The sequence below is a fragment of the Flavivirga aquimarina genome, from assembly GCF_030540835.1.
GTDB classification, from domain to species: Bacteria; Bacteroidota; Bacteroidia; order Flavobacteriales; family Flavobacteriaceae; genus Flavivirga; species Flavivirga aquimarina.
On record NZ_JAUOEK010000119.1, the window covers coordinates 1 to 19,643 of the forward strand.

The 19,643-nt window shown below is 36.6% G+C and carries 20 protein-coding genes and 1 pseudogene; 10 read left to right on the plus strand and 11 right to left on the minus strand.

Going from position 1 to position 19,643, the window contains the following annotated elements; all coding sequences use genetic code 11:
- From Q4Q35_RS22510 to Q4Q35_RS10750, 3 genes and pseudogenes are all read left to right on the plus strand, one after another.
- Nucleotides 1–121, plus strand: a pseudogene (locus Q4Q35_RS22510) (IS982 family transposase); the annotation flags it as partial.
- Nucleotides 122–163: 42 nt separating this feature from the next.
- Nucleotides 164–340 carry a hypothetical protein gene (locus Q4Q35_RS10745; protein WP_303277974.1) on the plus strand — a complete coding sequence of 59 codons (177 nt, stop codon included), beginning with the start codon at nucleotides 164–166 and terminating at the stop codon, nucleotides 338–340.
- 1 nt (nucleotide 341) lies between these two features.
- Complete coding sequence (locus Q4Q35_RS10750) at nucleotides 342–620, plus strand: sigma factor (protein ID WP_303277975.1); 279 nt, start codon at nucleotides 342–344, stop codon at nucleotides 618–620.
- 522 nt (nucleotides 621–1,142) lie between these two features.
- Here the strand turns inward: Q4Q35_RS10750 and Q4Q35_RS10755 are convergent.
- Both Q4Q35_RS10755 and Q4Q35_RS10760 read right to left on the minus strand, forming a co-directional pair.
- A complete protein-coding gene (locus tag Q4Q35_RS10755) occupies nucleotides 1,143–2,126 on the minus strand; it encodes a nucleotidyl transferase AbiEii/AbiGii toxin family protein (RefSeq protein WP_303277976.1) in 984 nt (327 codons plus the stop codon).
- The gene (locus tag Q4Q35_RS10760; protein WP_303277977.1) at nucleotides 2,123–2,734 is read right to left on the minus strand and encodes a DUF6088 family protein; all 612 of its coding nucleotides are present in this window, start codon (nucleotides 2,732–2,734) and stop codon (nucleotides 2,123–2,125) included. The genes Q4Q35_RS10755 and Q4Q35_RS10760 overlap by 4 nt, the downstream gene beginning before the upstream one ends.
- 727 nt (nucleotides 2,735–3,461) lie before the next feature.
- On the opposite strand from Q4Q35_RS10760, the gene Q4Q35_RS10765 reads away from it, so the two are divergent.
- From Q4Q35_RS10765 to Q4Q35_RS10775, 3 genes are all read left to right on the plus strand, one after another.
- Nucleotides 3,462–4,781, plus strand: a complete 1,320-nt coding sequence (locus Q4Q35_RS10765; protein ID WP_303277978.1) for a tyrosine-type recombinase/integrase — start codon at nucleotides 3,462–3,464, stop codon at nucleotides 4,779–4,781.
- A 123-nt stretch (nucleotides 4,782–4,904) separates the two neighbouring features.
- Entirely contained in the window at nucleotides 4,905–5,066 is a 162-nt protein-coding gene (locus Q4Q35_RS10770; RefSeq protein ID WP_303277979.1) for a hypothetical protein, read from the plus strand.
- A 165-nt stretch (nucleotides 5,067–5,231) separates the two neighbouring features.
- Nucleotides 5,232–6,587 (plus strand): RNA/DNA-binding domain-containing protein, encoded by a 1,356-nt coding sequence (locus Q4Q35_RS10775; RefSeq protein ID WP_303277980.1) that lies wholly within the window; start codon nucleotides 5,232–5,234, stop codon nucleotides 6,585–6,587.
- A gap of 229 nt (nucleotides 6,588–6,816) precedes the next feature.
- Here the strand turns inward: Q4Q35_RS10775 and Q4Q35_RS10780 are convergent, their stop codons facing one another.
- Complete coding sequence (locus Q4Q35_RS10780; protein ID WP_303277981.1) at nucleotides 6,817–7,398, minus strand: tyrosine-type recombinase/integrase; 582 nt, start codon at nucleotides 7,396–7,398, stop codon at nucleotides 6,817–6,819.
- Between the two features lie 279 nt (nucleotides 7,399–7,677).
- Here Q4Q35_RS10780 and Q4Q35_RS10785 point away from each other — a divergent pair, with 279 nt between their 5' ends.
- On the plus strand, nucleotides 7,678–8,013 hold the full coding sequence (locus Q4Q35_RS10785) for a hypothetical protein (RefSeq protein WP_303277982.1): 336 nt from the start codon (nucleotides 7,678–7,680) through the stop codon (nucleotides 8,011–8,013).
- Nucleotides 8,010–8,474: a hypothetical protein gene (locus Q4Q35_RS10790; protein ID WP_303277983.1), complete on the plus strand. Its 465-nt coding sequence runs from the start codon at nucleotides 8,010–8,012 to the stop codon at nucleotides 8,472–8,474. Before Q4Q35_RS10785 ends, Q4Q35_RS10790 begins: the two co-directional genes overlap by 4 nt.
- Here Q4Q35_RS10790 and Q4Q35_RS10795 read toward each other — a convergent pair.
- Nucleotides 8,471–9,214: a hypothetical protein gene (locus Q4Q35_RS10795; RefSeq protein ID WP_303277984.1), complete on the minus strand. Its 744-nt coding sequence runs from the start codon at nucleotides 9,212–9,214 to the stop codon at nucleotides 8,471–8,473. The two genes, Q4Q35_RS10790 and Q4Q35_RS10795, sit on opposite strands and share 4 nt — an antisense overlap.
- A 355-nt stretch (nucleotides 9,215–9,569) precedes the next feature.
- Here Q4Q35_RS10795 and Q4Q35_RS10800 point away from each other — a divergent pair, with 355 nt between their 5' ends.
- Nucleotides 9,570–10,415: a S1/P1 nuclease gene (locus tag Q4Q35_RS10800; protein ID WP_303277985.1), complete on the plus strand. Its 846-nt coding sequence runs from the start codon at nucleotides 9,570–9,572 to the stop codon at nucleotides 10,413–10,415.
- Between the two features lie 15 nt (nucleotides 10,416–10,430).
- Nucleotides 10,431–11,528, plus strand: a complete 1,098-nt coding sequence (locus Q4Q35_RS10805) for an endonuclease/exonuclease/phosphatase family protein (RefSeq protein ID WP_303277986.1) — start codon at nucleotides 10,431–10,433, stop codon at nucleotides 11,526–11,528.
- A gap of 7 nt (nucleotides 11,529–11,535) precedes the next feature.
- On the opposite strand, the gene Q4Q35_RS10810 is transcribed toward Q4Q35_RS10805, so the two are convergent.
- The 7 genes from Q4Q35_RS10810 to Q4Q35_RS10840 form a co-directional block, all read right to left on the minus strand.
- Nucleotides 11,536–12,366, minus strand: a complete 831-nt coding sequence (locus tag Q4Q35_RS10810; RefSeq protein ID WP_303277987.1) for a coiled-coil domain-containing protein — start codon at nucleotides 12,364–12,366, stop codon at nucleotides 11,536–11,538.
- Nucleotides 12,342–12,836 carry a hypothetical protein gene (locus Q4Q35_RS10815; protein WP_303277988.1) on the minus strand — a complete coding sequence of 165 codons (495 nt, stop codon included), beginning with the start codon at nucleotides 12,834–12,836 and terminating at the stop codon, nucleotides 12,342–12,344. The genes Q4Q35_RS10810 and Q4Q35_RS10815 overlap by 25 nt, the downstream gene beginning before the upstream one ends.
- Before the next feature lie 139 nt (nucleotides 12,837–12,975).
- The gene (locus Q4Q35_RS10820) at nucleotides 12,976–13,449 is read right to left on the minus strand and encodes a hypothetical protein (protein ID WP_303277989.1); all 474 of its coding nucleotides are present in this window, start codon (nucleotides 13,447–13,449) and stop codon (nucleotides 12,976–12,978) included.
- A 23-nt stretch (nucleotides 13,450–13,472) separates the two neighbouring features.
- On the minus strand, nucleotides 13,473–13,781 hold the full coding sequence (locus tag Q4Q35_RS10825; RefSeq protein ID WP_303277990.1) for a hypothetical protein: 309 nt from the start codon (nucleotides 13,779–13,781) through the stop codon (nucleotides 13,473–13,475).
- A 25-nt stretch (nucleotides 13,782–13,806) separates the two neighbouring features.
- Entirely contained in the window at nucleotides 13,807–16,572 is a 2,766-nt protein-coding gene (gene mobF / locus Q4Q35_RS10830; RefSeq protein ID WP_303277991.1) for a MobF family relaxase, read from the minus strand.
- A 132-nt stretch (nucleotides 16,573–16,704) separates the two neighbouring features.
- Nucleotides 16,705–17,427 carry a hypothetical protein gene (locus Q4Q35_RS10835; RefSeq protein WP_303277992.1) on the minus strand — a complete coding sequence of 241 codons (723 nt, stop codon included), beginning with the start codon at nucleotides 17,425–17,427 and terminating at the stop codon, nucleotides 16,705–16,707.
- Nucleotides 17,428–17,493: 66 nt separating this feature from the next.
- On the minus strand, nucleotides 17,494–19,395 hold the full coding sequence (locus tag Q4Q35_RS10840; protein ID WP_303277993.1) for a vWA domain-containing protein: 1,902 nt from the start codon (nucleotides 19,393–19,395) through the stop codon (nucleotides 17,494–17,496).
- Nucleotides 19,396–19,643 lie beyond the last annotated feature (248 nt).

A 19,643-nucleotide genomic window follows, 5' to 3' on the forward strand; every position in this document is an offset into this window, starting at 1 on the left:
CGTTAAAGGCTTTTTGGTCAATCTTATTTCTGGACTAACTGCTTATTGTTTCTTTCCTAAAAAGCCTTCCTTGAATATTACTCCTATTGAAACTAACCAACTTTGTTTATGGGCAGCTTAAACGAGATTCACGTTAAATTACAATACGGGTACTCATTTGTTAATGGAGAAAGAATTTGACCTATTCTTTGCCCGTTTTCCTGCCAAATACTATAACGAAAAAAGAGACAACAGAAAATGGATTTGTGTTTATACCGTAGCGAAACATATAGAGTCTTGTATTAAAGCTAATGCCATTGTAAACACTCCAGAAAATAAAGTCGAAAATATCTTGATTTAAAATGATGAGAGGGGGCAAAAAGGAAATCACGCTTAAGCGTTATAAACAGCTTTTTGAAAGTTTGTATCCGCAACTTTGTGTGTTTGCAGACAAATACATCAATGATTTGGATACCTCAAAAGGCTTAGTTCAAGAGGTTTTTGTAAAGGTTTGGGAAGATCAAACTGTTTTTCAAAACGAAAAGCATAGAACAAACTATTTTTATAAAGTTGTAAAAGATGAATGCCTCAATTATTTAAAAACCAAACATCTTTTAAAAAACCGTATTTTTTTAAATTGAAGGTTTTCTTCTGTAGTTGTTATCATAGAAAAAACCTGTTAAAATATCTTTTCGATTGTGAGCAATCAAAATTGACTATTCAATTTTATTGAGGGAAACTAGTCAAATATCAAGCCTCCGAAAAAAAGGAGGCTTTTCATTTCTATTAAAAAATGTTAAATTTTGGAGTGTTTGCAAAAAAAAGCCTCACATCTCTGTAAGGCTTTACAATTTCTAAGTGGTCCCACTTGGGCTCGAACCAAGATTTAAAAAAAATAGCTGCCCTTTGTCAAATTAACAAGCCCATGAGTAGCTTTGTCGCTCGTCATAGTTTTGTCAATTGCCTTAAACAAAAAAGGTGTAGCCACAGACATAATAAGTGAATCTATGGGACATAAAAATTTGACTGTAACCCAATCTACTTAGAAGAGTTGGAAAGTGGTGTTATTGATGAAGCTAGTGAGATGTAGCTCTAACTATGATTCACAATTTTTTTATTTTTTAGACTAGGTCTAAAATTCTTTTTGTTTTTCTGATATATTTTTATTTCAATTCTTTCATTATTTTTTCGAGGAGTATTTCAAAATCAAGTGATTCACCATATATCATACTATTCTGCATTTCTTTATAATCAGATTTGTAGCTATCTAAGAATTCGTTAGGCGGTATAATGTTGAGACTTTGTAAAGTCAAATCTTTATAATCCGTAGTTTTTAAAGGTGTTAGTACACTTCTATGTGCAATAATACTTTCAAAAAGAACTGTGTTTTTCAAAGCACCCTGCCCATATTCAGAATTTAGTATTTGTCCTATATCATGGAAATGTCTTGACATACGTAGATGCCTTATTTTTTCTTGAGGTTTTTGAAATTCTTCATGTAATAGAATTAACTTCTCTAAAAATGTTTTTTGAGGATTTGTCGCATTTACAATAAATCCTGGTTCTGTAAAACCCGCTTCAGGATATTGTTCATCAATCATTGAATTTATAGCAACTTCTTGATTGGGGTCTATTAATGACCTTGCACTAACTTCAATTAAAACTCTTTTAGGTAAATAGTACACATCTTCAAATAGTGATTGATAGTTTACTCTAATTGTTTCTGGGTCTTGATCAGATACTTGCGTGTTTTCTACAATAAGTTCAAAGAGACTTTCATCAACTCCATATTCTACCAATTGTTTTTGTAACAATTCAGCTAAATCGGTAGAAACAAATGAATGGCAAGCTTTTCTTAATTTGCGAATTTGTCCTTTTGATAAATCGCCTTCAAAACCTAGATATTTCCTGTCAATTCCTAAATCAATATCTTCCGAAAATCGTTGAATCAAATTAAAAGCTTTGCTTAATGAAGTCCGACCTTTGAATATTAGGTGATTCGCTAAATCGGAAGTGAATATCATGCGTAACATGAGTGTTACCCAAGCATCTTTTTCAACAGCTTGTGGCGGCAAGTTTGTTCTTACACCAATTTGGGTAAATAATTCAACTTGTTCTTCTTTCGATAATGTTAGCCAGTTGTTCATTTACTTAATATTATTTTTTGTATCCAAACGGGGGCATTTTTTAAATTTTGATAGATGAGTTTTCGCTCACCACTTTCATCAATTATCAGCTGTATTTTATCAGTCTGTTCTTGTTGCACATTTTTTTCTCCAATTTCTTTCAATGCTTGAATTATAAGGTTGGTTAATCTATGCTCAATACTTAAGTTTTTAGGATTTGTCTTTTTAAACTGAATCGTTTGGTTTCCCACTTTTATGTTTCTAGCTGAGCCATCTGTTAAGAACACGACCTTTAATGGAATTTGTGTTGATAAGCCCAATAAATTTAAGGCTGTTGATCCTGCCGCTATTATTCTTGCTTTATCTCGTTTAGCAATAGCTTTGGCAATCTGTTCAGCATGAGGGTAGATGATACCTAATCGCTCATTTTTTTTAGGTAAAAAGTATATTCCTTTTGCAATACGTTTAATGCTGTCGTCTTTAGTTAGGCGTTGCAAAGCCTTGCGTACAGATTCATAATTACCTAGTTCGGTAAAGTCTGATATAAAGAATATATCACCTTTACTAAACTTCTTTTCTATGTTCTTTAAATTCAACATTGTCCCAAAAATAGCAAATAAATGGGACAAATATAATTAAATATAGAAATAATTGTCCCGAAAATAGTAATTATTTGGGACGCAAAACCATACGATTACACTAACTAACTTTATTGTGGAATTACTTTCTAGCGTTTTTCCATCAACTATACCAGAACGGTTCGTATATTTTTGTGCTACCGGTTGTTTAATGAAGTGTTGTTCTATTTTGTTTTCTTTAGCCATTCAATTTTTCACTTTAAGTGAATATGGTACATTTGTTTTGTTATAGCTTTTCAATAATTTCATTTTTTAGCCATTGAAATGCTGCTTCTTGATCATATTTAATTTCCTGTCTTAATAAGGCTTCCATATCACCAATAAAATCCAGATTATTTACTACAACTTCACTGCATGATACTTAAGCATTTGTTTTTAGGTTTTTAGGCACTGCTGAAATAGGGCTACTTCACAAAGCTGGAATACAACGAGACCTGTTTTGAGTATAAAGAAAAGAGATTGTTGTACCTATATTGTACCCGTCTTCAAAAGCAAAAGCTCCCGATTTCTCGAAAGCTTTGTCTTTACTAGAGTGGTTCCACTTGGGCTCGAACCAAGAACCCCCTGATTATGAGTCAGTTCACATACGGTTTTGTTTATTTCTTTTTGCCTAAATACGAGGGTTTACAAGGGTTTTTCGTAAATTTGAAACCGGATTAAACCGTTTCAAACCGAAAAAAGCACGCTGAAAGCACGCTACTAAAATACCCTCTCAAAAATGTCAAAAATCAAAATAGCCTTCGATAAACGCTCATCTAATACGACCAAAGATAATAAATACCCATTAGTCTTACGCCTTAGCCACAAAAGGAAAACCAGAGATATTCCTTTCAATATTCATCTAAGAGAAGATCAATATAATTTCGAGACAAAAAAAATTACAGGCATATTAAATGCCGTCAAGCACACAAAACGCACGCTGAAAATATACTCTAATGTCGATTTATGGGTCGATGAACATGAAGGGGAAATCAAAAATTGGGACATAGCGCGTTTAAAACGGGAGATAGAACAACGCTTTTTTAATATAGCACCATCCAGAACGATCCTGAGTTACGGGGCTGTATATCTTAACCGCCTTCGCTTGGAAAAAAGATTTTCTACAGCAGACTCTTATGAAGATGCATTAAAGCTGCTCGTAAAGTTCAAAAAAAGCCTAAAGGGACAGGATGATACTGAAAAGATAAAAACCCTCTATGAAATCAAAGACGGTAAAATGCAGTGTCTTGACGAGTTCAAAGATTGGGACATGGAAATCAAGGCAATGGATTACGGGTTTGTACGTGACTTTAAGGCTTATATGAGTAATCGTTATGAATCCAAAAATACGCCGAATATATACTTAAGAAGCCTGCAAGCCATTATGAATGATGCGGGAAATACATTTGAAGATTTAAGCAACCATAAGCCACTATCCAAGATCAAAAAAAAGAGCCATGCTAATGCGCCGTCCCCACTTGATCTTGACGATATAGATAGGATACGGAATTTGAGATTAAAGCCTGATACACCGATATGGCATAATCATAATTACATGTTATTCATGTTCAATAATATGGGTATGAATTTTTTTGATATTGGGCTTATCAAACGTTTCCAGTTTGAAGACAACCGGATTAAATATTTCCGCAAAAAAACGCACTATGAAGGTGATTATTTTAACATTAATCAAAATGATGAAGCGTTGGAGATCATTAACCATTATCTGAACGGGCAAAAGCCGGACGATTATTTGTTTCCGATTATTCCCAATGGCACAACGCCTGAACGCCTTCATTTGGTCAACAAAGCAAGAGTTAAAAGCTTCAATAAATATGCAGCGCAAATTGCAAAACTGGCTGGTGTTACCAAAAAAATCACGACCTATACCATGAGAGACACATGGACAAATATCGGTCTGGATATGGGCATTGATATTCGTAAAATTTCATCCGGCCTTGGTCATTCCAGTGTACAAGTAACCGAGAAACATTACAGCCAAAGCATATCCGAAAAAATTCTTGATGAGATCAACGCCAAAATAACAGGACACTCCTAAATTTTGTTTTCTACTATCGTTGTCATTTTTGCAGGCTGTTTTTGTCATGATCAATAATTATAGCCATAAGAGAAGTCTCGCTTTAATTTTGATTTATTAAATTCACTTAAAATAAAAAAAATCATGGAAGAAATAAATTTAATAAGAGAAAAAATTAGATTAATAGTGAAAAATCTTTGGGATTTAGAGAAAGGTTTATATGATCCCAATTACTATGAAAAAAGTAAGGTTTTATCTAAGAAGCTTAATATTTTAATTCATAAGGAAAAAATGATGATGATGTAATGCTTGTTGAACTGGAAATAACTCGACGACAGGAGAGTTATTCTATTTCAACAAGCCACATAAAGGCGAAAATTATAGTCATTCTTTTTATCTTTGGTAGACATTGCGGAAATCAAACTTGAAGCTATAGTGAATTGTAGAAGCTTCATAAATAAAATTTGAAAAATGACTGAATCAAACCGGATAGAATATAAACGAGAGCTTAATGATAAGCTGGAAAAGGAAGCTATCGCCTTTCTGAATGATAAGGGCGGCGTTATTTATTTAGGTGTAGATGATGACGGACGTGTGGTTGGCCTTGATAATTCTGATGATGTGCAGCTTAAGGTTAAAGATCGTCTTAAAACAAACATAGAACCGTCATGTATGGGCTTGTTTGATATTGAGCATGAGGCCATGGATGATAAGGATGTCGTTAAGGTTACATTAGCCAGTGGTACGGAAAACCCTTATTACTGGAAAAAATATGGAATGACTGAAAAGGGAGCCTATATCCGTGTAGGATCAGCATCCGAGCCTATGCCGCAGAAAATGATAGAGGATTTATTCTCCAAAAGAACTCGTAATTCTATAGGCAAAATAAAATCACCGCGTCAGAATTTAACCTTCGAGCAGCTGAAAATCTATTACGAAGCATCCGGTTATAGACTAACTGACCAGTTCGCAACCAATCTGGAACTTTTAACCGAAAATGGCGAGTTCAATTATGTCGCCTATTTAATGGCAGACGAGAATGGTATGTCTATTCAAGTTGCCAAATATTCTGGAACTAACCGTGTAAACTTAATTGAAAACAATGAATATGGTTACGAATCCTTGATTAAAGCGACCAAGAGCGTATTGGATAAGCTAGATTTAGAGAATAGAACCCGTACCAAGATAACCCCGAAGGAACGTGAAAATACAAGGCTTTGGAATGCTATTGCCATTCGGGAGGCTGTCATCAATGCTATTGTGCATAATGATTATTCAAGAGAAGCTTCTCCAAAATTTGAAATTTTCTCGGATCGGTTAGAAATTACTTCAGTAGGTGGTTTGTCAAATGGTTTGGATGAAGATGAATTTTTTAAAGGTTACTCCATTCCAGTAAATAAAGAACTTATGCGTATCTATAAAGATTTGGATATGGTAGAGCGTTTAGGGTCTGGTATGCCTCGTATTCTGGAAGCATATCCCAAAGAATGCTTTACCTTCTCAAATAACTTCTTACGTATGTCTTTTCCGGCAACCGAACAAGTTACCCAACTCATCCCCCAAGATGCCCCTCCACATGCCCCCCAAGTCATCCATATCACCCCCCAAGTGGAAAAACTTTTGCAGGTAATTTCAGGTGAGATGAGTAGAGGAGAAATTCAGAAAAAATTAGGACTGTCTGATAAGAAAAACTATATACGGAATTACCAAAAACCCGCACTTGAAGGGGATATCATAGAAATGACCATACCCGATAAACCAAATAGTCGATTACAAAAATACCGTCTCACGGAATTTGGGAAGAAACTAAAAGAAGAACAAGAGTGATTTAGAAATCTCAACACCCTACCGCTTACCAGATACGATTTCCCAATGCTTGTAAAAATGTTGCTGAAAGTGCTGTAATCTTTCTTCAAGAGCATTGGCAACACAGCTATGAGTGCACCCGTCGGGCAGGACTTGTTGTAGGGCTTGCATTAACCCGCTTATCTGTATCAGGTCTTCTTCCATCTCATGTAATTGTTTCTGTATCTGCGGCATTTGCATTGTCCTTTTTTTATTGAAACCAGACCTTTTCGGCGATTGCTCTTTCTTCTTCGCCAACAACATCGAGATAAATAGCAGTCGTCTTTAAATCACCATGACCAAGCCATTTTTTAACCAAAGTGATAGGAGCTTTTGTGACGGCATGTACGGCAAAACCATGACGCAGCCCTCTAGCAGAACTTTGAATGCCCGTAATATCGGCCTTACACATAACGGTCTTTATATATCTGGATGCACTGCGCAAGGAAAAGCGCCAAAGCCTTAGCGGTTCTTCACCTTCACGCTCCAAACTGTTCATATAAAATTCCAAATTTTCCAATAGAATATCCGGCAAGGGAATTTCCCTGTAAATGCCTCGCTTTCGTTTTTTGAGCGTTTCCAGCACCACAGATTTGTTGGAAAAATCAATGCCGCTAACGGAAAGGTTATGTATCTCGGCAATACGCGCACCAGTGTAATAGATCAGTTGGCAAAACAGCCTTATATCTACGGGGTGATTTTTTGTGCATTCCAGAAACCTTAACCGCTCGGCATGGTTTAGGTATTTACGCTGCCCCTTATGGTTATGCAGGGATATGGTGTTTTTATACATATCTTTTGCTCGTAACGACAAATATAACTGTCTGATTATTAGATATATTCGAACAAATAATCAAATAAAAAGAGATATTTTTTTCGGTTTTGACTGAAAAACGCCCATTTCTGCACAAAAACATAGGTGTTTTTAGTGAAAAAGCACATGCATACCCCTGTGTGGTGGCAGAGTATATCTAATTTTCGGACAAATAATTGATAAGCATGTAAAAAATGTGGTTTAACCACAGTCTTTAAATCCGTTTAAAAGCAAAAAAAATCAATCATTAAAGCAAATATGGGATATACAGAAGGCAAAATATCGCCAGACAGTTATATCGTGGAACACCACGCCTTTATAGCCACTGTGATGGTGTTGATGTTTAACCCCAACCTTAAAAATGAGGTTAAAGAACATTGTAAAACAGGGCTAAATATTGTCGGGTTTATCATAGATAGCCCTGAAGGCAAGGCGAAAGCAAACCTTATGTCAGGAAAAGAGTTTGACAGGTTTTTTAAAGCTTTTCCGGCTGTTTATTTTAATAATCGGGAATTGCTGCCCACCGATATGATATTCGGAAATATAGAAAAGTGCCTTAAGGGCAATAAAGTAGCTAAAATCACAAAATTATGAGGGAAAAACTTAAAATAATCTGTGCGGTCATTTTAATGACCATGTACGTTAATACCACATTGGCGCAAAACACAAAAAATCCACACGACAAGGTTCATGTGTTCGATATGACGGGGCAGGGCATTGGAAAAGCCTTTAGGTCTTCTCACATTAGTTCACAAAGAAAAGGCGGTATTCTTATTGCCACTGTTGTATCTGACGTGCCTGAATTTTTTAAGCTCGTCAAAGATGTCATGAACGATAATATCGCAGCAGGCCGTAGACGCTTAATGATTGTCCATGCTGGGGGAGCCAAAGGCGAAGGAATAGAATCCAGCATGGTCGCTCTTTATGCCAATGGTGAAACGGGTGATGTATATTACTTTGAAGGTGATGGGGAAAAACTTAAAGATACCGGAACTAAATTGTTTTTTAGTGTGAAGTCTTTATACGAGAAAGAGATAGAACCGCTTAACAATTAGAATTTCAGGCTTGTGGTAACATCCACAGAATCATTTTCTAAATCAATGTTGTTTAACTTATCAGACATATTGGTCTTCTCTAAGCCTGATACTTTTTCTTTTTCAGCAATATATTCCCTTGCCGAATTAATGGTTTTCTGAGGAATTTTACTTCCATCGTTTCTGGCTTCTATGCCTGCATCAAGGTCTTCGAGGATTTCGTTTGCTTTTTGTATTTCCTTGTTTTTGTTTTCAATGTCACGATCAAGTTTTGACTCTTGCTCACTTAAATCCAGAATAATGTAGTGGAGCATTTCGGAGGCTTCAAGAGAACCGGCATCAAACTTCTTACCCGTTTTCTGTTCCCATTCTTTAATGGCGGCTCTGGCTTTTTCGTTTATGGGATAACCGTCTTTACCAACCTCAATTCTTCCGTCTTCTCTTAGGTCATCAAGAACTTTGGAAATAGCGTTTCTCTTATCAATAATTTCATCTCTATCTTTGATAAGCTGTTCAAGCTCGATTTGCATTTGTGCAATATCGGCAAGTATTGCTCTGCGAGCTTCTTGGAGTAAATGCAAAACACGGTCTAAATAACGACGGTCTTTTTCTTTTTTGTTGATTGCGTAGTGCGAATTATGTGTCTGCAATGAGGTTGTGGGGATGCGCCCTATACTTTCCTCAATATCACCGCGCAAACTGTAATTATGATCCGTTTGCTTTTGGTGAAATGCTTTTTCGTTGAAATAAGCTTTAAGCATGAACTCCCCCTACCTTATACATATTGAATATTATGTCATGCAAATGTTAAGAATTTCTTAGGATTTGAGTGTAAAAAGCCTGTCAGTCATTTGCTATTCTTGGTGAGAAGGTAACCAAAAAAGTAGTTACAAAGGAGCAGTTAATTTTTTGCTTCGAAATGAATTTGTTCAGTCAGTATATTTGATTATATTTATGACATCTTCCTAAGAATTAGTTTTTTATAAGTATTCATGTTGATCAGGCGTGAAGTTTATTTGATTTTTAACTTAAAATATCAATTATGAAAAAATTAATTCTTTGTTCTTTATTTTTTTTAATGACCACTATTGCCGATGCTTGGAATGCAAGGGGCATATGATTATTGCTGCCATATCGTGGGAAAAATTAGATGCTAACTCAAAAGCTTCAGTGACAGAAATTTTAAAAAAGCACCCAGCTTATGAACATAGTTGGAAAAAGGAATTCAGAAAGGTAAAAAACACCAAGATCCCTTTAGGGAAATTTTTGATGATGAAAGCTTCTATTTGGTCAGATGCCATTCGGAGCTTTAATCACCCAGAACATGAATTTCATCGTGGTGAATGGCACTATATTAATTATAAGATTAATTTTAGTGGTGGACATGACAGCAAAATACCTAAAGATGTGCAACGAAAAGGCAATGTTGTTTTTGCAATTAATTGGGCTAGGGATGTAATTACAGATACTCATACCCCAGATAACGAAAAGGCGATGTATTTGGCGTGGCTGATTCACCTTGTTGGAGACATTCATCAACCTTTGCATTGCGGGTCACTATTTAGCAGTGACTTTCCAAAGGGAGATAGAGGTGGGAATAAGTTTTTTATAAAACCAAGTACCGCTGGTGTAAAACTTCATAGTTTTTGGGATGGATCATTAGGGGGGAGTAATAACGTAAAAACAGCGTCAGATCAGGCATTTCGAATAATTAACTCAACGTCAGCTAACATTTTTCCAAATGTAGATGTAAATGAAAAATCTCCAAGAAAATGGAGTCTTGAAAGTTTCGAACAAGCTAAGAAAGAAGCCCATTTGAATGGCAAACTTAAAGCTGGAACAACAAAAAATAATGCTGTTGCCCCACCTGCAAATTATGGCCAGAAAATGAAGGGATTAGCTGAAAAGAAAGCAACTCTGGCAGGGTATAGATTAGCAAGTGATATTAATAGAATTATTTAATTACTGGAGATTATTATGGCTTTTTATCATCATCTAAAGAATTACAAAAACGACTCCGATTATCCAAATAAGCAAGAGTGGATTTCTTCCAGATTATTGACATTGCGTCATGACTTGTACGAAACCATTGAAAAAGACCGCGAACCTAAATCATTGATAATAGGCTCTTGGAATATTCGCGCCTTCGATGGAGGTATGCCAAGGCTGGATGAAAGTTATCATTACATAGCAGAAATCATAGACCATTTCGACATTTGTGCCATACAAGAAATTAAAAGCAGTCTTAAACCTCTGCGTCGCTTGGTCAAGCTTTTAGGGCCTAATTGGGACTTCTTTGTGTCGGATGTTTCCACCCATAAGGGTGGCAACAGTGAGCGCATGGCATTTGTCTATAATACCAATCGAGTATTTTTTCGAAACTTGATTGGAGAAATAGTCTTACCCAAAGAAAATTTGATTGATGGTGAACAAGTAGCCCGCTCCCCATTTTTTGCTTCGTTTCAGGCAGGATGGTTTAGGTTTTCCCTTTGTTCTGCACATATAGTGTTTGGTAATGATCTAAGTAAACGGGCTGCGGAAATAAAAGCCGTTGCTGACGTACTGGTAAAAAGGGCAAAGTCAGAGGATCAGGTACATATTTTCTTGGGAGATATGAATATCGAGGAAAAAGATGATGTGGTCATGCAGGCACTGAAAGAATCAAAGCTAACTGTTCCCGAGTTTGGGTTTACTAACATGGGTGGCGATAGATGGTTTGACCAAATAGCATTTACAGAGAAAGGTAAAGCTGGTAGAAAAACACGTCTGCTTCGTCACGGTAAGTTTGATTGGCGTCATGCCGTTTTCGGCCCTCATCCAAATCCACAAGAAAAAGCTCCTAAATTGACGGAAGCTGATAATAAAAAAGGTAAAAAGCGTCTAACTAAGGATGAGATTCTGAATCACTATGAAAAGATAGTTGAGCAAGTGAGAAAGAAGCATGACAAAAAGCCCTATAAAGATTGGGCAAAAAGTTATTCAACTTGGACAACGCATGAAATGTCGGATCATTTACCTATATGGATGGAGTTGGAAATCGACTACTCCGATGATTACTTACGTCGTTATTTGTGATTATTATCTAATTCAGCTTTCTCTTTTTAGTTCTTATTACTAAGAACTTTGAAAGGCTCCAGAAATCTTTTGCATTTAAAATTGAAAGAGAGGCTTGATTTCCTACATTATAAAACGCATAACTGTTTTTTGGATGAAAAGTAAGTACCTCATATTTATCTAAATTGTAATAAAAATCAATTTTTGATCCGTATATTTTTGAAATTTTTGAGTCTATTTTTGCAATTTCTATCAAATATCGTTCATTAAGCTTTAAACTCAAATCTTCTATATCATTCTCTAGAGTTTCAATATCTTCTTTTTTATTGTCTAGGTCTTTATACAGCTCTTCATTTTCACTAGATAAATTTCTATTATTGAATTCTAATTTGTCATTTTCATTCTCTAGATCATCTATCTTTCTCTTTGCATTATTTAATTGTCTTCTGTATCCATAAAGCACTTCTTTTAGTCCTTCATATTTAGTTACATACTCTGATAACTCTTTATCTTTCTTATCTAATAGTAATTTAATATTAGATATTTTATTCTTAAATTCAGATATATAATCTTCTTCATAAAGCAAGCCTTCGTCATCAAACTCTTCCGTAGAATATAAAAACTCTTCCGTTTCTATTGACAAAAATTCTTTTTGAATTTCCGAAAAAGTATTTAACCAACTGTTGAAGTTTTTTTCCTGAAATTTTAGATGTTCTTTTAATTTCTCATTCTCAGTTTTTAACTCATCTAACTCTTTTGATTGCCCATTTTCTTTATCAATTTGAGTTTCACTATTACAACTGAGAATACAACATAGTAATAATGGAAAACATATTATAAAACTCTTTCGAATTCCCATGAATTGTTTATTTTGTTTTTTGATCTAATATTTATAAAAGTCTTATTTTTAGTAACATAAGCACTATCACTATTCTCTGTAACTATTAGTCTATCTTGAAAATAATATTTAGCATTATAACTAGACATCCTTTTCTTCCTTACAAATATCATTTTAATACTATCCTCATGTCTATGCTTTTGAATCAAAAGAGACATAAATTCTTTCTCTCCCATGGAATTGATAACATGGCCTTTATATATTCCTTTAACCTCAATAATATCTTCAGGGCTAAAGACAGGCACTGGCTCAGGGATGGGAGGCTCAACAGTTTTATTTTTAAGGGCTAAAGCCATCATTATGCAGACAATTAAAAAGACTCCTATAGTAAACTTCCTTTTAATATTGTCTTTTAAAAGAAAAACTATAGATACAATTCCTACAGTTAGTGTAATTGTTAGAACTATGACATTTAAAGAAAAGTTGTACATGCTTCGAATTTAACTAAGGAAAAAAAACGGTTTTAAATTAATCGCTAAAAACCCTTTTTAATCGATTTAACGCAAAACAATCTTGTTAATCAACTCTTTTACATAGTAGTAATATTTTAAAGCCTATCCTATAAATGTATTATCTATCCATATCCTTAGCTTTATTAAAGCTTGGTTCTATTCCCTCCCTGAATAGTGGGTGTTTTTCTTTAAAGGATTTTTCGAGGCTGTTTTCGGCTCGATAAGGTTCTTTTGCTTCTTTAAGGGTGTCATTTCTGAGCTTCCGATCTTGATCGTTATGCATGTCTTTGATGTCTTCATAATCCTTATGCGGTAGATCTGAACGAACACCCATACCGTAATGTAACGCCCCTTTGTTACGGTTAATTTCCCTTTCTTCCATTTCCTTTAGATATTTGTTTTTTATCTTTTGCAGGTTAAAGGATTGTTTTTCCTCCTTGTTCATTTTTTCGTAGAGATCAATACGCTCCTGCAATTCCTCATGTGATAAATCTGCGTTTGGGTGATTATCCTTTTCAGGATGGTTGGGTTTGTTAATTTCTGTTGGTGATAAATGATCCTCTTTTGAATTGTTGTCTTTGTCTGTTCCCATTTTTTTTAAGGGTTTAAGGGTTATTATTTGTTTACGGCTTCTCCTTTGATTTCAATGTTCGAGATAAAGGTTTCGGATTGCCCGTCATCTTTCCCCGATGGGCTTTCTTTCATCCATATCAGGCTTTCTTTTGCCAGATATTTTTTTACAGGGGCGAGGTTTCGTCCGCTTATCGTGATAACGAGATCATAAGCAATGATGTCGAGTTTTTTACCGCCTGACAGCTTGTAAATAGGCAGGAGCGAATAGGGGATACTATACTCATTGCCCGAACGTAGAATTAAATCGAAACGTTTTGTTACATCTTCCGATCCTACCGCGTAATATTGCATAGGCTCGGAATTAAAATCGTTTTCGTTACCTGTCGCGGTTGAAGCCCTGTGATTTTAAAACTCTTCGCGCAGGAGATTGTTCTCTTTGCCTGTTTCTTCCATGTTCTTTTAGTTTTTCATTTAAGGTTCTGTGATGGGTGCGCCGCTGCTGTTGCAATAATCTGCGTCTATCATTGTCTGCAACCTCGCGGGCAGTCATGTGCTCGCCGCTGCGGGAAATATTTTGTTTCAGTTGAAATTTATCAGGGGTGTAGACCTTCACCGCGTGCGTTCCACGACTTACAGAAACGTAGAATTGTTCGCGGTTATCGGCTGGGCTCAAGGCTTCCGATTGAGAAATAATCACATCCATTGCATCCTTACCCTGCGTAGCATGACTGGTTTCAACATAAGCATGTTTAATGTGGTGAATATCTTTAGACAGGGTTTTACCGTTGCTGAGTTTAATATCACCCGTTTTGGTAAAGCCGGTGATATTAAAACGGGTTCCATTGGCAATCTTTGAATTTTCCAATGTCTTTGAATTATTGGTGAGCTTAATAAGATCGCCTTTGGCTAAAGGGGTTTCATGCCTCCAGTAGATTTGGAAATATTCCGGCTGCTCATGCGGCAATTTATGTATCTGTTTTGTTACAAGGTTTAGGACTGTGACTCCGTCCTGATTATTGCGTTTTAATACCTCATAATGTCCGCCTGCTTTAAAACCGCCTCTCTGGTTTTTGGTGAAACGGATAACCTGACCTTCTTGGTAGTTGGCTGTATCTTTCCTTTGTGCTTCGGTAAAAGACAGGTTTTTAAGCGTTTCAAAGCTCCGGTCTTTACCTTGAATACACCCCTTTGATTTAAGCCTCTCCCGCACAATATCGGAGAGTATTTCACCTTCCGCATTGGTAGGGCTAATTATAAGCGCACTTCTTTTTTTGGTTACGGATGCCACATAATCATCGGCAATAGCATCCATACGCTTTTCATAGTCTGTAATCTCTTTGATAGCCCCTAGCTTGTCCAAAGCTTTATAGCCTTCAAGTGTTTTTCCCTTCGCTAATTGCTCGACAGCTTTACGATAGCCTTCTGGTTTTTGCCTTATAACCTTGTTGACGGTGACTGTTTTTAACTTGGCTTTATCTTGCAAAATGCGGAGCGCATCACCATATTGTCCGGGCGGTCCATGTTGATAGGTGTCCCCGCTTAAAATGATACGGGTTTTGTGTTTTTGGGCTAAAGACAGAATTTCGGATTTTGCTTTAACGCCGACCATGCCCGCTTCATCTACAATGAGAACGGCATTTTTTAAATTTTCCTGAAGTTTCGGGTTATGGAGCAGGGCGGCTATGGTACCTGCTTTAAAGCCTTTTTGTTTTAAAACATTAACCGCCTGCGTTGAGGGCGCGGCTGCAAAAAGTGATTTTTTTGCTTCCCTTACGCCGGAAGCAACTTCTTTTAACAAAGTCGTTTTTCCCGATTCTGCCGCCCCTTTAAGGATGCTCACTTGGTCATTCGAGATGAGTATATCCTTGATAGCTTTACGCTGCTGGTCATTTAAAAAATCTGCTTTGGGTTTGTAATTCGGATTAAGGGCAGGGAACTTGCCTTTACCCGATGTGGCAAGCTCGATCATGCGGTTCTCCGCCCGTATCATCTCCTTTGTTGTGATATGGCTGATAGTATTTTTATCTTCCGAACGTAAAATGTTGCTCCTTCTATCCAGTTCCTTTTGAACATCCTGTGGTAACAAATGACCGTACCCTAATGTCAAGGCATGAGCTAATACGCGCTTTTCCGGTGCGGTAGAATTCCGTTCGAAAAAATGTTCAAGACTACGATCTATCGCTTCCTTTGCAGAAATTGGGCGGGGCGCATTTTTATGTTTTCCTTTGATGTTTTGAACATTTTTAATTTCTGTTTTGGTTAAACGCTCTTGCCAATTTTGATGAAGTTCTTTTTCATTTAAAGTTTTTGATTTAGAAAGTCTTGTTTTCGCACCAAGTTCGGATAGTTTTTTGGGGTCGGTAATCTTTTTTTCTTTGGCAATTTTGTTGATGTGTTTTATGCGGTTAGAAAACCTGTCATTTAGATGGCTTATTCCTTTAATTTCATATCGGTCATGTGTGCGTTCTATTTGATAGCCGAGCTTATTAAGTTTGTGGCTTAAATTTGAATGAAAGACTTCTTGGTAATATTCAGCATCACGCCAGATGTTTCCTATTTCCAAAGCTTGAAAACGGTCTTTTGATTTATTGTGCGTAACGTTCATCACAAAATTGTGAATGTGGATCATTGGATCGCTCGCATAAATCGTTTTGCCGTTTTTTTCAATTGGTGTCGGGCGAGATTTAAAATGCAAGAACGGTGAATAGATTAGATTTCCTGTATGTTCATAGTGTCGTTCATTTCCGATATTGGCTTGTGTCTGCGCTGAGGCTTCAATAGCTTTCATCATTTCCTGATTGGCCGATAAAATCGCTTCCTTAATTCTTTCGTCTTTTGTAAAAAATTCCGTCACAGACACGGATTTTGGAACATTAATTGTAAAGTCATAACCTGCACGTCTCTGCTCTGCATTTCGAACCGTTAGGCGCTCATTATTACTTTCAGGGCGAATGTTCTTAGCTAGATTGGAAAAACCTTTTTTATTAACCTCTTTACCCTTTAAGCCTAAAAACGCGCTCGCCTTACCTTCCCAACAAGTACTAATTTTTTCGTCTAAATAGTAATTGCCTTCTTTGCTCAACCCTTCATTAAAATATAAAGTTGCAGCTTCACTGCTGTGAGATATGGTTATTCTCAGCATGGTTTTTCTTTTTTTTGAGATTTTTGGATTTGAAGATTGAAGGCGGGCTTGGCTATGTGTGGCCGCCCACCTTTCAATCTTTGTATTAATGACTGATTCTACAACTCAGATCAAGGATTAAATTCCTATAATTCATATATCAAGTATAGCCCGCTCACGTTTATATTTGGAATATTGAACCAGTTCCTCGCGCAACACATTTCCTGCACATAGCCACAAATAGCTTGCAAAGGTTAAATCATCGCCAAACTTCCATGCACAAAAGGCAACAGCGGAAATAACAAACGGTTGCACTATGACGGTGATGAAATACAGGTTTATTTTTTCCTCGAAGGCTTTACAAAGCAGGACATATATCCAGCTTTTATTGCTCTTTTTGTATTTGCTGTCTTTCCACGTCCAGATCAGTACCAAACGCACCATAGAGAGGATAAAAAACAAAATGGTGTATGTGAGTAGAGCCTTTGATTTTATGCTTGTAAAAACCCATTCATATAGCTGCCCTCCATCGGCAAAAAATAAAAGAAAGGGGGCTATGATAGCCATTATTAGAGCGAACACCGAATATAAATAAGCAGAATTGAAGCACAGAATAAAACAGAGTGAGAATACCGTTAGGATTACACCAAAATTCGAGGTTGAAAATTTATGATAAAAAAAGACATTAACCCCTGTGCTAATTATAGCCGAGATAAATTTTAAAAAGTCTTTTCCTAGCTGGTAAAATGCCTCATTCGGTTTGAAGATCAGGTTTTTCCAAAAAGGTGTAGAATAAGCACCTTCTATAATTCTTTCGTCACCCCATTGACGGCCTTTTGGAATGTTAAAATCATTATTTGCTGGTTCTGTTTTCATTATTATTTAGGTTTAAGGGATTAAAAGGGCTAGTGTTTTATGTTGGTAACACTAGCCCTGTAAAACTTATAAATTGGGTAATATCTCTACGTCCGCTGAAAACTCCTCTAAAAAACGTTTCCAGAAATTCCGGCACTGAAATGGTAAATCCGAAGTTCCATCATCCGTTCCGATAATTTTGATCTCAATACCGCTTAAATCGGGTATTTTGGCAACATCCAGAAACATCTCTTTGATTAAGTCATAATCTTTTGTTAGAGCTTTCGGGTCTTTATTGTGTAGATCAACCATACTCAAAATATGTGATTCCTCTACGCCGTCCGTTAACAAAAAAAGGATTGTCCTATTGGCTGACGAGCGAGCCATCCTTCCTAATGTGTAGCTTAGGTTATGATAAAGTTGGGTACTTCCTTCTCCTTTTATTGAACCAAAAAACGCCTCTAACTTAAACTTAAGGTCATCGTCGAACTGCTTTAGATCACGCTTTGTTTTTTCTCTGTTGCGGTTAAGCAGGTGAGGCACTTCGGGGATTGGAATAACCCCGATTTTAGGCATTATAGAATCTCCAAATACACTATATTCGATGCGTCCTTTAAATCCATTTGTACCCGGATTATCTGTGCCTAATTGAGTTATCAACGCTTCACATACGTTCTGCGAAACGAACTGATTTCCGCCATAGCTTCCTGAGCCATCCGCCAGAATGATCCCGTAAAGGTTGTCCTGCTGGATATTGGCATTTTCACAAGCTGTAAAAAAAGACAGTGACAACATAAGAAGGATAACAAAAACCGGGTTTTTCCATTCTGGGAAAGGTGGCGGGGCTTGTGTATCGTCACCAGAATAATGCCTGCTACGTCCTTCCTGATGACTTTTTTTGATCTCTCCTACCGCTTGTTTCTTATAATGTTCAAATCCATTGACCGTGGTAGGCTTCTTTTGCTCATTGGTGGTTAAAGCGGCCTCTAAACTGATCGCTTCATTAATTAACCTGTTCTTCTCGGCGGCAGCGTTAGCCTCAGCCTTTTGATGCCACTGAGCAACAATGATATTTGCATTAGCAGTTGCATCAAGCATGGTTTTATTAAACTTGTTGATTTGTTTGATGAGAGAGGCTTTAAGTGCAAGCTGATCAAACCATGCTTTAGATTTATAACGTGCTGTTGCTGCCAAAGTAGAAGTCGAATAGAGCAGGGCAATGGCGGGGGCTGTAAATTGCCAATGCTCACTGTTAACCGAAATACGCAGACCAATAATAAATGTCAAAAAACCAAGACCAAAAAAGCAAAAAACCAGAAAGCCTTTTTTGCTTCCACTACGGTAATAGTACCCTGTCATCTCTGCAAAGAAAATTAACAGGCATGAGAAGCCAGTAGCGCCTAATAACGCCTGACCATAGTTAAAGCCGTGCGCCTCCAAAATGGGCGTAAAATACCCAACTTCCAATCCCATAATCATCGAAGCGATTACAAGTGTAACGGCTAAAGTTTGAAAAAAAGCTTTCTTATAAATACCGCTATACTTGCTAAGCGATACTTTGACACTCTGCAAACTTATAACCGCTTCATCCTTTCCTCTATGTGCCTCCGTATAGGTGGCATATTCTTTGGTACATTTGCGGTTAACGTCAGGCTGGAGCTTATTTTTTTCCCTCTCTACACGCTTATCATCCGGTACGTTTAACTCTTTCTCTACCCTAGATTGTTTTTCTTTAATCTTGGTTCCATCTGCATCTATAGCTCCGAGAGCTTCATCTTTTGCGGCATCAATCTTTTCTACAACAGGGTTTATTATTCCGTCTATGTTTTCCTCACCCTTTAGTCCCGCTGTCTCAGCGTCTTCTTTTGCCTGTTCAACATATTCGTTTAATGGCGCGGTTAGTTTGTCAATTTCGGAAAGTCCGTTTCCAAAAACAGCTTCTATAAGAGAGCTGAAAAATGTTTTTAATTTGCTAAATACGTTTTTCATTATTGAGTATTTTTTTGGTTAATTAATTTTTGTTTTTGATGGATAATTCTTACTTTGCTTTAGAATTTTTTCATGCGTATAAATGATTTAGATTAAACTTCCTATGACAAAAAGCATCAACGTGACAATGCGACTGTAAATGAGTGATTTAAGTTCTTTTTGTTTAGGTAAATTGAGCTTGAAAGTTTTCTTGAAACTTCCACAAAAGCACTTGGCGTGGTTCTAAAATTGTTAGAATTCTAAGAATT

Excerpts from the sequence above, each read along its gene's own strand:
- Q4Q35_RS10790 (WP_303277983.1), top strand. The coding sequence starts at position 8,010 with ATGAGGGAAAAACTTAAAATAATCTGTGCGGTCATTTTAATGACCATG.
- Q4Q35_RS10750 (WP_303277975.1), top strand. The coding sequence starts at position 342 with ATGATGAGAGGGGGCAAAAAGGAAATCACGCTTAAGCGTTATAAACAG.
- Q4Q35_RS10815 (WP_303277988.1), bottom strand. The coding sequence starts at position 12,836 with ATGTACAACTTTTCTTTAAATGTCATAGTTCTAACAATTACACTAACT.
- Q4Q35_RS10805 (WP_303277986.1), top strand. The coding sequence starts at position 10,431 with ATGGCTTTTTATCATCATCTAAAGAATTACAAAAACGACTCCGATTAT.
- Q4Q35_RS10800 (WP_303277985.1), top strand. The coding sequence starts at position 9,570 with ATGATTATTGCTGCCATATCGTGGGAAAAATTAGATGCTAACTCAAAA.
- Q4Q35_RS10825 (WP_303277990.1), bottom strand. The coding sequence starts at position 13,781 with ATGCAATATTACGCGGTAGGATCGGAAGATGTAACAAAACGTTTCGAT.
- Q4Q35_RS10780 (WP_303277981.1), bottom strand. The coding sequence starts at position 7,398 with ATGTATAAAAACACCATATCCCTGCATAACCATAAGGGGCAGCGTAAA.
- Q4Q35_RS10795 (WP_303277984.1), bottom strand. The coding sequence starts at position 9,214 with ATGCTTAAAGCTTATTTCAACGAAAAAGCATTTCACCAAAAGCAAACG.
- Q4Q35_RS10775 (WP_303277980.1), top strand. The coding sequence starts at position 5,232 with ATGACTGAATCAAACCGGATAGAATATAAACGAGAGCTTAATGATAAG.
- Q4Q35_RS10835 (WP_303277992.1), bottom strand. The coding sequence starts at position 17,427 with ATGAAAACAGAACCAGCAAATAATGATTTTAACATTCCAAAAGGCCGT.
- Q4Q35_RS10765 (WP_303277978.1), top strand. The coding sequence starts at position 3,462 with ATGTCAAAAATCAAAATAGCCTTCGATAAACGCTCATCTAATACGACC.
- Q4Q35_RS10770 (WP_303277979.1), top strand. The coding sequence starts at position 4,905 with ATGGAAGAAATAAATTTAATAAGAGAAAAAATTAGATTAATAGTGAAA.
- Q4Q35_RS10840 (WP_303277993.1), bottom strand. The coding sequence starts at position 19,395 with ATGAAAAACGTATTTAGCAAATTAAAAACATTTTTCAGCTCTCTTATA.
- Q4Q35_RS10755 (WP_303277976.1), bottom strand. The coding sequence starts at position 2,126 with ATGAACAACTGGCTAACATTATCGAAAGAAGAACAAGTTGAATTATTT.
- Q4Q35_RS10785 (WP_303277982.1), top strand. The coding sequence starts at position 7,678 with ATGGGATATACAGAAGGCAAAATATCGCCAGACAGTTATATCGTGGAA.
- Q4Q35_RS10810 (WP_303277987.1), bottom strand. The coding sequence starts at position 12,366 with ATGGGAATTCGAAAGAGTTTTATAATATGTTTTCCATTATTACTATGT.
- mobF (WP_303277991.1), bottom strand. The coding sequence starts at position 16,572 with ATGCTGAGAATAACCATATCTCACAGCAGTGAAGCTGCAACTTTATAT.
- Q4Q35_RS10745 (WP_303277974.1), top strand. The coding sequence starts at position 164 with ATGGAGAAAGAATTTGACCTATTCTTTGCCCGTTTTCCTGCCAAATAC.
- Q4Q35_RS10820 (WP_303277989.1), bottom strand. The coding sequence starts at position 13,449 with ATGGGAACAGACAAAGACAACAATTCAAAAGAGGATCATTTATCACCA.